At 68.4% G+C, this 14387-nt stretch carries 9 protein-coding genes; 8 read left to right on the top strand and 1 reads right to left on the bottom strand.

Annotation, left to right across the window (positions count from 1 at the left end):
• Window positions 1-119 precede the first annotated feature (119 nt).
• A complete protein-coding gene (locus AB0C20_RS30205; RefSeq protein ID WP_357569229.1) occupies window positions 120-1643 on the bottom strand; it encodes an alpha-N-arabinofuranosidase in 1524 nt (507 codons plus the stop codon).
• A gap of 283 nt (window positions 1644-1926) precedes the next feature.
• On the opposite strand from AB0C20_RS30205, the gene AB0C20_RS30200 reads away from it, so the two are divergent.
• The 8 genes from AB0C20_RS30200 to AB0C20_RS30165 all read left to right on the top strand — a co-directional run bounded on the left by AB0C20_RS30200 (window position 1927) and on the right by AB0C20_RS30165 (window position 14161).
• Window positions 1927-4299, top strand: a complete 2373-nt coding sequence (locus tag AB0C20_RS30200) for a glycoside hydrolase family 3 N-terminal domain-containing protein (protein ID WP_357569228.1) — start codon at window positions 1927-1929, stop codon at window positions 4297-4299.
• A 289-nt stretch (window positions 4300-4588) separates the two neighbouring features.
• Window positions 4589-5611, top strand: coding sequence for a LacI family DNA-binding transcriptional regulator (locus AB0C20_RS30195; protein WP_357569227.1), 1023 nt, complete (start codon window positions 4589-4591; stop codon window positions 5609-5611).
• A gap of 104 nt (window positions 5612-5715) precedes the next feature.
• Complete coding sequence (locus AB0C20_RS30190; RefSeq protein ID WP_357569226.1) at window positions 5716-7899, top strand: alpha/beta hydrolase-fold protein; 2184 nt, start codon at window positions 5716-5718, stop codon at window positions 7897-7899.
• A 103-nt stretch (window positions 7900-8002) separates the two neighbouring features.
• Entirely contained in the window at window positions 8003-9343 is a 1341-nt protein-coding gene (locus tag AB0C20_RS30185; protein ID WP_357177229.1) for an extracellular solute-binding protein, read from the top strand.
• 77 nt (window positions 9344-9420) lie between these two features.
• Entirely contained in the window at window positions 9421-10362 is a 942-nt protein-coding gene (locus tag AB0C20_RS30180; protein ID WP_357177227.1) for a sugar ABC transporter permease, read from the top strand.
• Window positions 10362-11246: a carbohydrate ABC transporter permease gene (locus AB0C20_RS30175; RefSeq protein ID WP_357177225.1), complete on the top strand. Its 885-nt coding sequence runs from the start codon at window positions 10362-10364 to the stop codon at window positions 11244-11246. The genes AB0C20_RS30180 and AB0C20_RS30175 overlap by 1 nt, the downstream gene beginning before the upstream one ends.
• 88 nt (window positions 11247-11334) lie before the next feature.
• Window positions 11335-13062 carry an IlvD/Edd family dehydratase gene (locus AB0C20_RS30170; protein ID WP_357177223.1) on the top strand — a complete coding sequence of 576 codons (1728 nt, stop codon included), beginning with the start codon at window positions 11335-11337 and terminating at the stop codon, window positions 13060-13062.
• 112 nt (window positions 13063-13174) lie between these two features.
• Window positions 13175-14161 (top strand): LacI family DNA-binding transcriptional regulator, encoded by a 987-nt coding sequence (locus AB0C20_RS30165; protein ID WP_357178238.1) that lies wholly within the window; start codon window positions 13175-13177, stop codon window positions 14159-14161.
• Window positions 14162-14387: the final 226 nt, after the last annotated feature.

The following is a 14387-nucleotide window of genomic DNA, read 5'->3' as shown; positions in this document are numbered from 1 at the left end:
GGGTCCGGGACGACCGGCCCCGCGAGGACCGGCCCCGCGAGGACCGGCCCCGCGACGCACCCCTGGTGATCGCCAGGTGTGCGCGGCCGGGGCACGTCCGGGGAGCGCTCGTCAGCCGATCACTGGGTCGTGTCGGTGGCGCGCAGGCGCAGCATCGTCCACGACGCGGGCGGAAGAGTCAGCTGGACGCTGGCGTCGACGCCGCGTGCCGTGTCGTTGGGGCGCGGCGCGGCGTGGTCCGGACCGTCGGCGGTGTTCTTGGCGTGCATTTCGGTGCCGCCGACCGTGACGCACTCGATGATGTCGCTGACCTGGGCGCCGGCGACGTCGATGGTCACCTCGGCCGGGGTGTCGAGGGCGCGGTTGACGAGGAAGACGGTCATCTCCCCGGTGGTGTCGTCCCAGGTGGAGGCCGCGTCGACCGCGTCGATCTCACCGAAGCGGTCGGTGGTCGTCGTGCTGCCCTCGCGCAGCACGTCCAGCACGGTGCCCTGAGCGTGCCGGGCGGTGCGGGCGAAGGGGTGGAAGATGGTCTGCCGCCAGGCCGAGCCGCCCGTCTCGGTCATGATCGGTGCGATGACGTTCACCAGTTGGGCCTGGCAGGCCGCGCTCACCCGGTCGCTGTGCCGCAGCAGGCTGATGAGCAGGCCGCCGACGACGACAGCGTCGGCCACGCTGTAGTGATCCTCCAGCAGGGGCGGCGCGACCGGCCAGTCCTCGCCGCTCGGCGGCGTGGACGGGGCTGCGGACTGGTACCAGACGTTCCACTCGTCGAACGCGATCATGATCTTCTTGGTCGACCGGCGGATCGCTCCGACCGAGTCGGCGATGGCGGTGACGGCGTCGATGTACCTGTCCATGTCCTCGGCCGAGGCGAGGAAGCTGGCCAGGTCGTTGTCGACCGGCTGGTAGTACGCGTGCAGCGAGATCAGGTCCACGTCGTCGTACGCCTCGGTCAGCACGTCGCGCTCCCAGCTGCCGAAGGTCGGCATACCGAGGTGTGAGGAGCCGCAGGCGACGAGTTCGAGGTCGGGATCGAAGCGGCGCATGGCCTTCGCGGTCTGCGCCGCGAGTCGCCCGTACTCGGTCGCGCTGCGCTGACCCACCTGCCACGGGCCGTCCATCTCGTTGCCCAGGCACCACAGCTTGATCCCGTAGGGATCGACAGCGCCATTGTCGCGGCGCTGGTCGGCGAGGTGGCTCCCACCGCGATGATTGGCGTACTCGAGCAGGTCGACGGCCTCGGCGGTGCCTCGGGTGCCGAGGTTGACCGCCATGATCGGATCGACGCCGGCCTTGCCGACCCAGCGCATGAACTCGTCGAGCCCGAACGCGTTGGTCTCCAGGCTGTGCCAGGCGAGGTCGAGCCTCGCCGGTCGTTTGTCGACCGGGCCGACGCCGTCCTCCCAGCGGTAGGAGGAGACGAAGTTGCCGCCCGGGTAGCGCACCGTGGTGACGCCCAACTCGCGCACCAGCTCGAGGACGTCGCCCCGGAAGCCGTCGGCGTCGGCCGTCGGGTGCCCCGGCTCGTAGATTCCGTTGTAGACGCAGCGACCCAGGTGCTCCACGAACGAGCCGAAGAGCCGACGGGGCACCGGCGCGACGCGTCGGCGGGGGTCCACTGTCAGGCGGGCCGTGTTCACGCCGTTCTCCGGCGCGCTGTCGAGGTGGGTGTTCAGGGCTGGCTCCCTTCGTGCAGGTCCGACGCCGGCAGCACTGCCCGAGCGCCGGGACCGAGGGGTGGTGGAGGCACTGTGAGCTCTGGACAACGTGATCGACTTCGATTACGTTCTCGATCTATGTAAACGTTACCGATTACGTTTACGTAAGGGAACACGACGCCTGGATCAATGTCTGGCCGGCATCCCCGCGGGTCCTGCCGCCCCGGCCGAAAGACCAGCTTGTCGCGGTGATTGGGGTGACCGGGTGACCACTGTTGAGCCGGAGATCGAGGCGACCTACACCGATGCGACAGCGCCCGTCGACCAACGGGTGTCGGACCTGTTGGCCCGGATGACCCGCGAGGAGAAGCTCGCGCAACTGGGCAGCACGTGGGCGTTCACACTGCTGGAGAGCGGACGGTTCGCGGCGGAGCGGGCCCGGCCGATCCTTCGACACGGCCTCGGGCACGTGACCCGCGTCGCCGGCGCGACCAGCCTGAAGGCGGCGCAGGTGGCGCGGGCCGCCAACGAGATCCAGCGCTTCCTGGTCAGCGAGACCCGGCTGGGGATCCCGGCGATCGTGCACGAGGAGGTCTGCTCGGGGGTGATGGCCCGCGAGGCGACCATCTTCCCGCAGGCGATCGGCGTCGCGAGCACCTGGGCGCCGGAGCTCAACCGGCAGCTGGCGGACGCCGTCCGCGCACAGATGCGCGCCATGGGAAGCCACCAGGGGCTCTCGCCGGTGCTGGACGTGGTGCGCGACCCACGGTGGGGTCGCACCGAGGAGACCTACGGCGAGGACCCGTACCTGGTGTCCCGGATGGGCGTGGCATTCGTCAGGGGCCTCCAGGGTGCCGACCTGACCGACGGCGTCCTCGCCACCGCCAAGCACTTCGTCGGCTACGGGGCGTCCGAGGGCGGGCTGAACTGGGCGCCTGCCCACCTGCCGCCGCGACTGCTGCGCGAGGTGTACCTGTATCCGTTCGAGGCGGCGGTCCGCGACGGCGGGCTCCAGTCGGTGATGGCCGGCTACCACGAACTCGACGGCGTCCCGTGTCATGCCAACCAGGAACTCCTCGCCGACGTCCTGCGCGGGCAGTGGGGCTTCACGGGCACCGTGGTCTCCGACTACTTCGCCGTCAACGACCTCCACTCGTACCACCACTTCGCGCAGGACAAGCAGCAGGCCGCGACGGTGGGCCTCGGCGCGGGCGTGGACGTCGAGCTTCCAGCGACGGACGCGTACGCGGACGCTCTCACCCGCGCCCTGGACGCTGGCGAGGTCAGCGAGGCCCAGCTCGACGAGGCTGTCGCGCGGATCCTTCGGCACAAGGTCGAACTCGGGCTCTTCGAGAACCCGTACGTCGACGAGGACGCGGCCTCGACGTCGGCAAACGCCGAGCGGCACCGGGACGTGGCGCTGGAGATCGCCCGCCGCAGCCTCGTCCTGCTCAAGAACGACGGAGTGCTGCCACTGCTCGCGGATGCCGGAACTGTCGCTCTCATCGGCCCGAACGCCGACAACGCCCGACACCTGCTCGGTGACTACTCGTTCGTGGCCCACATCGAGGCGTTGGTCCAGGCGCGCAAGCGGCGCGGCCTGCTCGGCGAGATGATGACGATCCCCGACGATCTGGAGATCGACGAGAGTACCGAGGGTGTACCCACCGTGCGGGACGAACTCGCGACGCGGCTGGGCGACCGGCTGCGCTTCGCCCCGGGCTGCGACGTGCTCGACCCGTCGACCGAGGGGTTCGCCGAGGCGGTCGCGGCCGCCGCGGCGGCCGACGTCGCGGTGCTGGTCCTGGGTGACCGCTCGGGGGTGACGCCCGGGGCCACCTCTGGCGAGTCGCGGGACCGGTCCAGTCTGGACCTGCCGGGCGTGCAGGAAGAACTGGTCCGTGCCGTCGTCGCCACCGGCACACCCGTCGTGGCAGTGCTCGTCGCCGGCCGACCGGTGGGCAGTGACTTCCTGCACGAGGAGTGCGCAGCGGTGCTGATGGCCTGGTTGCCGGGGGAGACCGGGGCGCAGGCGATCGCCGAGGTGCTCCTCGGTGAGGTCGGCCCGAGCGGAAAGCTGCCGATCTCGTACCCGCGCGGCGTGGGCCAGATCCCCGTCTTCTACGGCCACAAGGTGTCCGGCGGGCGGTCACACTGGCACGGCGACTACGTGGATTCGCCGGTCGCCCCGCGATACGTCTTCGGCCACGGCCTCGGGTACACCTCGTTCGTGATCGAGAAGGCCACGCTGGAGAACGCCGAGGTCCGCGCCGGGGACCGCGTCGGTGTCGAGGTCACGCTCACCAATACCGGGCACCGGGCGGGGGAGCAGGTCGTGCAGCTCTACGTCCGCGACCCACAGGCCACGATCACCCGGCCGGTGCTGGAGCTGAAGGCCTTCGCCCGCGTCGAGGCCGCCGCCGGCCAGCGGGTCGCGGTGCGGTTCGCGCTCCCCACCGGCCAGCTCGGTTTCTACGACCGGAGCATGGCCTACGCGGTGGAGGCCGGGCAGATCGAGGTGTACGTCGGCTTCTCGGCTGCCGACCATACCCATGCCGGCACCTTTGTCATCAGTGCGGACCCGGACCGGCCGCCGGCGAAGGTCTTTACCGGGACCGTCGAAGTTCGGCAACTGTGATCGTTCACCCGGGGACGGCGAATGGTTCTTGACGGAGCGTGCCGTCCTGTTGTCAACGGGTGGCACCAACGCGGAAATCAGGCCCCACTTCGACCCTCGGCAGAGGATGCGATTGCATTATCCGCAACGGCGTCCGAGGGGAAATCGCGCCCTTGCGGGCGTCCAGTTGGGACGTTCTTCTCCGTGGTCGGGTAAGGACGAAGAGGTCTTGTGTTCGTAATCGTTCTCGGTTACGTTGGCAACATCCTGGAAACGTAACCGATAACGATTGCAGTCCAGAGAGAGCGGCATGATTGAAGTCAATGCGCCGGTAACAATGAGTGATGTCGCCCGGGCTGCTGGCGTTTCCACCGCCACCGTCTCGCGCGTCGTCAACGGGCATTACGGCGTCAGCGCTCGCACAGTCGCTCAGGTGCGCTCCGCGATCGAGCAGCTCGGCTACGAGTCGAGTCTGGTGGCCACCAGCCTTCGGCGCAGCCGCACCAACGTTCTGGGCCTCGTGGCGCACAGCTTCCAGTCGTACACGGCGGAAGTGCTCAAGGGCGTGATGAAGGCGCTGAGCCGCTCGGGCTTCGATCTGATCATCTACGCCAACAGCGACCTCTACGGGTCGTATTCGGAGGGTTGGGAGCAGCGGCACCTGACCCGACTGTCGGGCACCCTCACCGACGGCTGCATCGTCGTCACGCCCTGGGGTGATTTCCGGACCCGGACGCCGGTCGTGGCCATCGACCCGGTGCGGGGCTCGACGGCACCCTCGGTGATTTCCGACAACCTCGCTGGCGCCACCACCGCTGTCGAGCACCTGCTCGGCCTGGGCCATCGGCGCATCGGGTTCATCGCCGGTCGCGACAGCCTGGCCTCGGCCTGGTCGCGTGAGGAGGGCTATCGGGCCGCGCTGACCACCGCCGGGGTTCCGGTCGACCCGACACTGATCGGCCGAGGCGATTTCAACCCCGAGTCGGCGACTCCGCTGGCGCGCATCCTGCTGCAACGACCGGACCCGCCGTCGGCGATCTTCGCGGCGAGCGACGGGATGGCCCTCAAGGTTCTGGAGGTCGCCAGGGAGTTGGGGTTCTCGGTGCCGGGGGACCTGTCCGTCGTGGGGTTCGACAACATCCCCGAGTCGGCGTTGACCCAGCCGGGTCTGACCACCGTGGACCAGTCGATGTATCAGCTCGGGTACGAAGCCGCGCGGATGCTGAAGTCACTGGTGACCGGCGAGTGGGACGAGCCGAGCCAGATCGTGCTTCCGACCAGCCTCGTCGTGCGCGAATCGACAGCACCACCGAAGAGCGCGGCACGACCATGACATCAGCGTGAAGGAGGTGCACCAGCACACACGGCCAGATCCACAGTCGAGTTGAGCCGGTCAGTCGGGTCGCATCCGCTGCCGGCACATGAAAGGAGTGGAGCGTGACTACCGAACAGTATCATGGGCGCTTACGCCGTCTGGGCGTACGCCGGCGGCTCTCGGCGGCGTTCACCGCCGGGGTCATCGCCACCGCGGCGGTGCTCATCGCGCCGCAAGCAGCAGCGGCGGACACGCCGTGGCTCGACGTCTCCGCGGACCGCTACGCCACGTTCGCCGTCCCGGCGGCGTACGTCCAGGAGAACCTGGGCACCGTCTCGCAGGTCGTCGTGGAGGGAAACTTCGGTCCGTCGGCCAGTTGGGCGGAGTTCGGTCTGACCCGTCGGGGTGACGTGTGGTCGGGCGTTCTCGGCGCGCTGGAGCCCGGGCTGTACAACTACCAGCTCACCGCCGACGACACATTGACCATCAAGGACCCGACGAACAGCACCAGTGTCGCGTCCAAGCCGCTCCTGAGCACCTTCCTCGTCGCGGGTGACTCGGCACGGTGGCTGCTCGACGCGCCGGCCGGCACCGGCGGAAAGATCGAGACGCTGACCTATCGGACTACTAACGCGCAGCGCTCCGCCCTGGTCTGGACGCCACCGGGTTACGCGGCCAAGGGCCCGAAGGGATACCCGGCGCTCTTCCTGCAGTCGGGTGACGGTGTGGCCGCCACCGACTGGCTCGACCTCGGTCGGTCCAAGCAGATCCTCGACAACCTCTCGGCCGCCGGCAGCATCCGGCCGATGGTGGTGGTGATCAACGATGTCGACGGCTCGGACCACAAGGGGTTGAAGGACCTCCGCAAGGCGGTCGCCGACAGGTACCGGGTCCTTCGCGACCCGGAGCACCAGGCGATCGCGGGCGTGTCCGACGGCGCAACGGACGCGTTGCGGGCAGCGCTCACCAAGCCGGGTCAGTTCGGCTACGTCGGTTCGTTCTCGGGCACGTCGGCTCCGGAGATCGACCGGAAGGACGCCAAGGCGATCAACCGCGGCGTCAAGCTGCTCCGCCTCTACACCGGCAACGTCACCGATCCCGCGTACAACACCACCTACCGGCTGACGAAGGCGCTGGGCCGAGCCGACGTCCGGTTCGAGTTCGACGGGGTCAACCCCGACGGCGGCGCGACCTGGACCACCTGGCAGGAGAACCTCGTCGACTTCGTGCCGCGGTTGTTCCGGCACGTGGCCGACCACGGGCCGAGCCCCGGTCACCAGCCGCTCAAGCGGGAGTTCACTCCGCCGCCGGCCGGCACCACCCCGACGCCCTTCGTCACCGAGGACGGGTTCGTCACCTTCGAGACCACCACGGACTTCACCGACGCTCAGCACGTCACGGTCTGGGCGAACGTCGCGCCGGGCGGCAGTTGGCTGCGACTGCCACTGACCCGCGACGGTGACCGGTGGCGGGCGACGGTGGGCCCACTTAAGCCCTGGTTCTACTACTACCGGCTGATCGTGGACCGGGTCGCGGTGAAGGACACCTCCAACCCGACGACTGTCACCACCGAGCCGATGTGGAGCACCTTCTTCATCCCCGGGCCGGGTGCCCGACTGCTGTCGGACGTACCCGCCGGTCGCGGCGGGAAGGTCGAGAGCATGACCTACACCAGCACGGTGGCGGGCCAGGACCGGACCGCGCTGGTGTGGACCCCACCCGGGTACGACCCGAACCGGACGCAGCCGTACCCCGTCCTCTACCTCCAGCACGGCGGCGGCCAGAACTACACGGACTGGGTCGAGATGGGCCGCGCCAAGCAGATCCTCGACAATCAGTTCCTCGACGGCGACCTCACGCCGATGGTCGTCGTGATGGGCAACGGCAACTCGTCGAACTTCAACAGCGAGTTGCGGGAGAACATCGTTCCGACGGCCCGTGCCCGCTACCACATCTCCAGCGATCCGTCGCAGCAGGCCCTCGCCGGCCTGTCGATGGGCGGCGGGCAGGCGTTCGGGGTGCTGAAGGCATACCCGGGCGAGTTCGCCTACGTCGCCGCGTTCTCGGCCGGCTTCGGCAGCGGCACCGGCGTCGACGTGGCGGCGATCAACAACGGCACCAAGATGCTGCGTCTCTACGTCGGTGACCAGACCGACTTCGTGTACCCGAGCTTCATGGCATCGCTGACCACGTTGAACAACCTCGGTATCCGCTACGAGTTCGACGGGGTCACCCCCGGGCCGCACGGCTGGGACGTGTGGCAGAAGAACCTCATCGACCTGGCGCCCCGTCTGTTCAAGCGCTAGGAGCCTTGCCGGCGACGCCACCGGGAGCAGGGCCTCCTGCCCCCGGTGGCGCCCGCCAGCGCATGGATGCAGTGCACCGCCATCGCCGAAGGGAACCATCTCAATGAAGAGAAGACGAATACTCGCCACGGTAGTCATGCTCGCGGCGGGGACCGGCCTCGTCGCCTGCTCCTCCGACGAGGGCGGCAGCGACGCGAGCAATTGCACGAACACCATCACCAAGCAGAACGTGCCCGTCGTGACGATGTGGGGCTGGTACCCCAACACCCAACTCGTCGTCGACAACTTCAACAAGCAGCACGACGACGTGCAGGTCTGCTGGACCAACGTCGGTCAGGGCAGCGACGAGTACGACAAGTTCCAGACCGCGATCTCGGCGGGCACCGGCGCGCCTGACGTGATCATGGTCGAGGCGGACCGGATCCCGACCTTCCAGATCCAGGGCGCGCTCGTCGACATCAAGCAGTACGGCTTCGACGCGGTCAAGGCCAACTACAGCGAGGGCGCCTGGAAGGACGTGTCGGTCGGCGACCAGGTCTACGGCGTACCTGTCGACGGCGGCCCGGTGGCGATGATCTACCGGAAGGACATCTTCGACAAGTACAAGATCACGCCGCCGAAGACCTGGGCCGAGTACGAGCAGGCCGCGCAGAAGGTGAAGGACGCCGGCGGCCCGCTGTTCGGGGACCTCGGCGCGAACGTCCCGGCGCTCACCATGGCGCTGCAGATCCAGAAGGGCGCCGCGCCTTTCACCTATGACCCGGCGCAGCCGAAGGCGATCGGCGTGAAGCTCAACGACCAGGCGTCCAAGGACGTCCTGGACTACTGGGGCGGCCTCGCCAAGAAGGGCCTGGTCGGTACGCAGAACCAGTTCACCCCGGAGTACATCTCCGGCGTGATCAACGGCAACTACGCGACGTACATCTCGGCGGCGTGGGCGCCCGGCTACCTCACCGGCGCGGGTGTCGGTAAGGGTCAGGACACCGGCAAGTTCGCTGTGGCGCCGCTGCCGCAGTGGGATCCGGCAAACCCGGTGCAGGTCAACTGGGGTGGGTCGGCCTTCTCGGTGACCAAGCAGGCGAAGAAGCCGGAACTGGCCGCGAAGGTCGCCTACGGGCTCTACGCCGACAAGGAGTCGCTCACCGACGGCTGGACCAACCAGATCATCTTCCCGCTGAACCTCACGGCGCTCAAGGACCCGGCGCTCGTCGACCTGAAGGTGGCGTTCTTCAACGGTCAGCAGGCGAACAAGGAGGTCTACCTTCCCGCCGCCGACGCCTACAAGGGCGTCGCGTACGCCCCGTTCGGCCAGTACTACCTCGACGCCATGGAGAAACAGGTCAGCGAAATCATCAAGGGCTCCGTCACCGGTTCGCAGGCTGCCGACCGGCTCCAGGAGGACGTGGCGAAGTACGCCAAGGAACAAGGTTTCACAGTTCAGTGACCGGATGGGTGGGCCGCGCCGGCACTGGGCGGCCGGCCCACCCTCCACCCCTCAGCGTCCACGTCCCGGAGACCAAGATGACATCCCTGACCGAGAAGCGCGCACCGCGTACTCAGCCTGAGACGCGCAAGATCCGTGGCAAGGTGCACCTCCGCGAACACCTGATGGGGTGGCTCTTCGTCGGGCCATTCGGGGTGGTGTTCCTGGCGTTCCTCATCGCGCCGCTGGCGTACGCGTTGTACCTCAGTCTCTTTCAGAAGAAGCTGATCGGCGGCACCAGCTTCGTTCTCTTCGACAACTACGTGAAGGCGTTCACCGACCCGAGCTTCCTGTCCGGGGCGTGGTTCGTCATCCGCTTCTCGCTGGTCTCGATCCCGCTGCAGATCGTCATCGCGCTCGCGCTGGCCCTCATCCTGGACTCGGTGACCACAGTGTTCGCCCGCTTCTCCCGCCTCATGATCTTTCTGCCGTACGCGATCCCCACCGTGATCGGGGCCGTGATGTGGGGGTTCCTCTACAGCCGCGGCTTCGGCCCGCTCACCGACATCTTCGGGCTGTTCGGCGCCACCGCACCCGACTTCCTGAGCAGCGACCTGATCTTCTACGGGCTGCTCAACGTCGTCACCTGGCAGTGGGCCGGCTACTACATGATCATCCTGTACGCGGCGTTGCAGGGCGTCGACCCGACGCTCTACGAGGCGGCCCGGATGGACGGCGCCGGGCGGTGGCAGATCGCGACGCGGATCAAGATCCCGCTGATCGCGCCCGCCCTGATCCTCATCCTGGTCTTCTCGCTCATCGGCACACTGCAGTTCTTCAACGAACCGCAGATCCTGCGATACCTCGCCGCGGGCACGATCGGCTCGGACTTCACCCCGAACATGTACGCGTACCAACAGGCGTTCTCGCTCGCCAACTTCAACTACGGCTCGGCGATCTCCTTCGCCCTCGGCGGGCTCGTGTTCATCTGCGTGTACGCCTTCCTGTTCTTCACCCGCAAGCGGAGGAGCTTCCTCTGATGACCGACCACACCAGCGTCCGCGCCGGCGCCCGCCGACCGCAGCGCTATCTCCCTCTTCAGATCCTCCTCGGCTTCCTGGTGATCTACTTCCTCGTACCGTTCTGGTGGGTCATCGTCAACAGCTCAAAGGACGCACCGGGCCTGTTCGGCGGCGGCAACACCCTCTGGTTCACCGACCAGATCGACTACATCGGGAACCTGCGGGATCTCTTCACCTACGACGGTGGCATCTACCTGCGGTGGATGCTCAACTCCACGCTCTACGCCATCGCCGGCGGCGTCGGCGCCACGGTCCTGGCGGTCATGGCCGGCTACGGGTTCGCCAAGTACCGGTTCGCCGCCCGACGCTTCAGCTTCGCCGTCGTGCTCGGCGCGCTGATGGTGCCCGCCACCGCTCTGGTCATCCCGACCTTCATCATGTTCTCCCGGCTCGGCCTGACGAACACGGTCTGGGCGGTGATCCTCCCGTCGCTGCTCAACCCGTTCGGCGTCTACCTGATGCATGTGTACGCGCGCGACGCGGTGCCCGACGAACTCCTGGACGCGGCGCGGGTCGACGGCGCGGGAGAGATGCGGACGTTCCTTCAGATCGCTCTCCCGCTGATGCGTCCCGCGGTGGTCACAGTGCTGCTCCTGTCGGCCGTGGCGTCCTGGAACAACTACTTCCTGCCGCTGGCCATGCTCTCCGACAACCGGCTCTTCCCGGTCACCGTCGGTCTCGGCCTCTGGCAGGGGATCGCGTCCGCGAACAACGCGGGAACCACCTCGCTGTGGAGCCTCATCATCCTGGGTTCCCTGGTGTCCGTGATCCCGCTGATCATCGCGTTCTTCAGCCTGCAACGACACTGGCGCGGCGGCCTCTCCGTCGGAGGTCTGCGGTAGGCCTTCCCGACGTCACCAAGCCAATCCACCACACGCGCATTGATCGCCGCGCAGGACGCGGCCGGACGGATGACAGAGAGGTGTGCTGATGTCGACGACGAATCGACCGCTGCGCAGCGGGGAGTGGTTCGGTGCGGAAGGCCGCAACGGGTTCATCCATCGGTCCTGGATGCGTAATCAGGGTTTCGCGGACGACGTCTTCGACGGTCGCCCGGTGATCGGCATCGCCACCACCTGGTCGGAGCTGACACCCTGCAACGCCCACCTGCGCGACCTCGCCGAGTCGGTGAAACGGGGCGTGTGGGAGAGCGGCGGCCTGCCGCTGGAGTTCCCGGCGATGAGCCTGGGCGAGCCGCTGATGCGACCCACGACCATGCTCTACCGCAACCTGCTGGCGATGGAGTTGGAGGAGTCGGTCCGCGCCAACCCGCTCGACGGGGTGGTGCTGCTCTCCGGCTGTGACAAGACCACCCCCGGCCTGCTGATGGGAGCGGCGAGCGTCGACCTGCCGACAGTGATGCTGACCGGCGGCCCGATGCTCAACGGCAAGTTCCGCGGCCAGGACATCGGCTCGGGCACCGTCGTCTGGCGCTTCACCGAGGAGATGCGGGCCGGTCGGATGACAGCGGCCGACTGCTCCGAGGCGGAGGTCGGCATGTCCCGCAGCCGCGGCCACTGCATGACAATGGGTACCGCATCCACTATGGCCTGCGTGACCGAGGCGCTGGGTGTGCAGCTTCCGGGGGCGGCCGCCGTGCCGGCGGTCGACTCCCGGCGGTACGCGCTCGCACACGCCGCCGGCCGCCGGATCGTCGCCATGGTCGAACAGGACCAACGGCTGTCCTCGGTGCTCACCAGGCAGGCGTTCGAGAACGCCGTCCGGGTCAACGCCGCCATCGGCGGCTCCACCAACGCCGTCGTACACCTGCTCGCGATCGCCGGACGCCTCGGCGTTCCCCTGTCGCTGGAGGACTTCGACACCCTCACCGCCGACGTGCCGATGCTCGTCAACCTCATGCCGTCCGGGACGTACCTGATGGAGGACTTCGCCTACGCCGGCGGCCTTCCGGTGGTGATGAAGGAACTCGCCCCGCTGTTGCACATGGACCACATCACCGTCAGCGGGAGGAGCGTGGCGGAGAACGTCGACGGCGCCCAGTGCTGGAACCGGGACGTCATCGCCACCCTGGAGGAGCCGTTCCAGCCCGCCGGCTCGGGCACCGTGGTGCTGCGCGGCTCGCTCGCGCCGTCCGGGGCGGTGCTGAAGGTCTCTGCCGCCTCCGCCCACCTCCTCACGCACACCGGCCCGGCGCTCGTCTTCGACCGGATCGAGGAGTACGTCGTCGCCGCCGACGACCCGGACCTCGACGTCACCCCCGACACGGTGATCGTCGTCCGCAACGCCGGACCACGGGGCTACCCCGGCTTCCCGGAGGTGGGCAACGTGCCCATGCCCCGACGGTTGCTCGCGGACGGCATCACGGACATGGTGCGGATCTCCGACGCTCGGATGAGCGGCACCGGCTACGGCACCTGCATCCTGCACGTCGCACCGGAGGCGTCAGTGGGTGGCCCGCTCGCGCTGGTACGCACCGGTGACCTGGTCTCCGTCGACGTCTCGACGCGCCGCCTGGAACTCCTCGTCGACGACGCCGAACTGGCCCAACGGCGCACCGCCTGGCAGCCTCCGAAGCCGGTGGCCGACCGGGGCTGGGTGCGGCTCTACAGCGAGCACGTCCTGCAGGCGGACAGCGGCGCGGACCTCGACTTCCTCGTCGGTGGCAGCGGCAGCGCGGTGCCCCGTCACTCACACTGACGGCCACGAACGGACGAGGCTCACGAGGAACTGATTCCATGGAAGAACGGACGGCCCGCCAGTGCGAGTTCACGCAAAGGCCGCTGTGACAGCGGCCGACCGGCCCCCGGTCATGGCCGACGTCGCTCGCCTGGCGGGTGTGTCACACCAGACGGTGTCCCGGGTCATCAACGGGGCACCCAGCATCAGGCGCGAGACGCGGGAGCGGGTCCTCGAGGCGATTCGACGGCTCGACTACCGTCCCAACACGGCTGCCCGCGCGCTGGTGCGCGGACGGTCCGGGATGATCGGCATCATCGGCACGGCCAGGACGCTGTTCGGCCCGACGAGCATCCATCGCAGCGTCGAGGACGCCGCCCGCGCGGCCGGCTACTTCGCCACCTCGGTGAGCCTCTCCGAAGTGACGGTACGGGCGCTCAGCGACGCCACCGAACACCTCATGCGTGTCGGCGTGGAGGGCGTCGTGATGATCGCCGGCAACGACGAGGCCCTCGAGGTGGTGCGGATGACGCGCTCGGGTGTTCCCTTCGTCGTCGTGGAGGGCGATCTGTCAAGGGCCAGCGTGACAGTCGGCGTCGACCAGGTGCTCGGCGCCCGGATGGCCACCGAGCACCTCCTCGACCTCGGGCATCGAGAGATCGTGCATGTCAGCGGCCCGCTCAACTGGGCGGAGGCCCGCGCCCGCCTCGAAGGGTGGCGTCAGGCGATGAGTTCCGCTGGCCTGCGCCCGCCGGAGCCGGTCGAGGGAGACTGGAGGGCGCACAGCGGCTACGCCGCCGGGCTGCGGATCGGTGCGATGCGCGCAACCACTGCGGTGTTCGCCGCCAACGACCAGATGGCCATCGGTGTACTGCGCGCGTTGCACGAGCGGGGGCGGCGGGTGCCACACGACGTCTCCGTCGTCGGATTCGACGACGTCCCCGAGGCGCCCTACCTCATCCCGCCGTTGACGACGATCCAGCAGGATTTCGACGCTGTCGGTCGGCGTGCCATCACGGCAGTCACCCAGGCCATCGACGACACGGTGCCGCAGCGTCTGCCGCTGGTCGTTCCCAAGCTCGTGGTGCGGCAGAGCACGGCGGCGCCGACCGCTCCTTGAACAGCCGACGATCTGGACCGGCTGCCCACCCGACGGGCGGGAGCCCCGGCGTGCAACGACCACCCGGAGCACTCCGAGCGAGCCCGTGTCGTCGTCCGTCTGATCCTGGACACCCCCGCCCTGCACGCCCGCTGGCTGGAACGCCACGCCCGGAGCCGGCATGCCGTCGTCGGGTACGCGTTGCAGGTCGAAGACCTGGCCCGGGGCGGTCGGATCGCAGGTCAGC

Source organism: Micromonospora sp. NPDC048843, from assembly GCF_040649965.1.
GTDB lineage: Bacteria > Actinomycetota > Actinomycetes > Mycobacteriales > Micromonosporaceae > Micromonospora > Micromonospora hortensis.
Note: the sequence above shows the minus strand (reverse complement) of the source record. Positions and strands in the feature narration are given on the sequence as shown.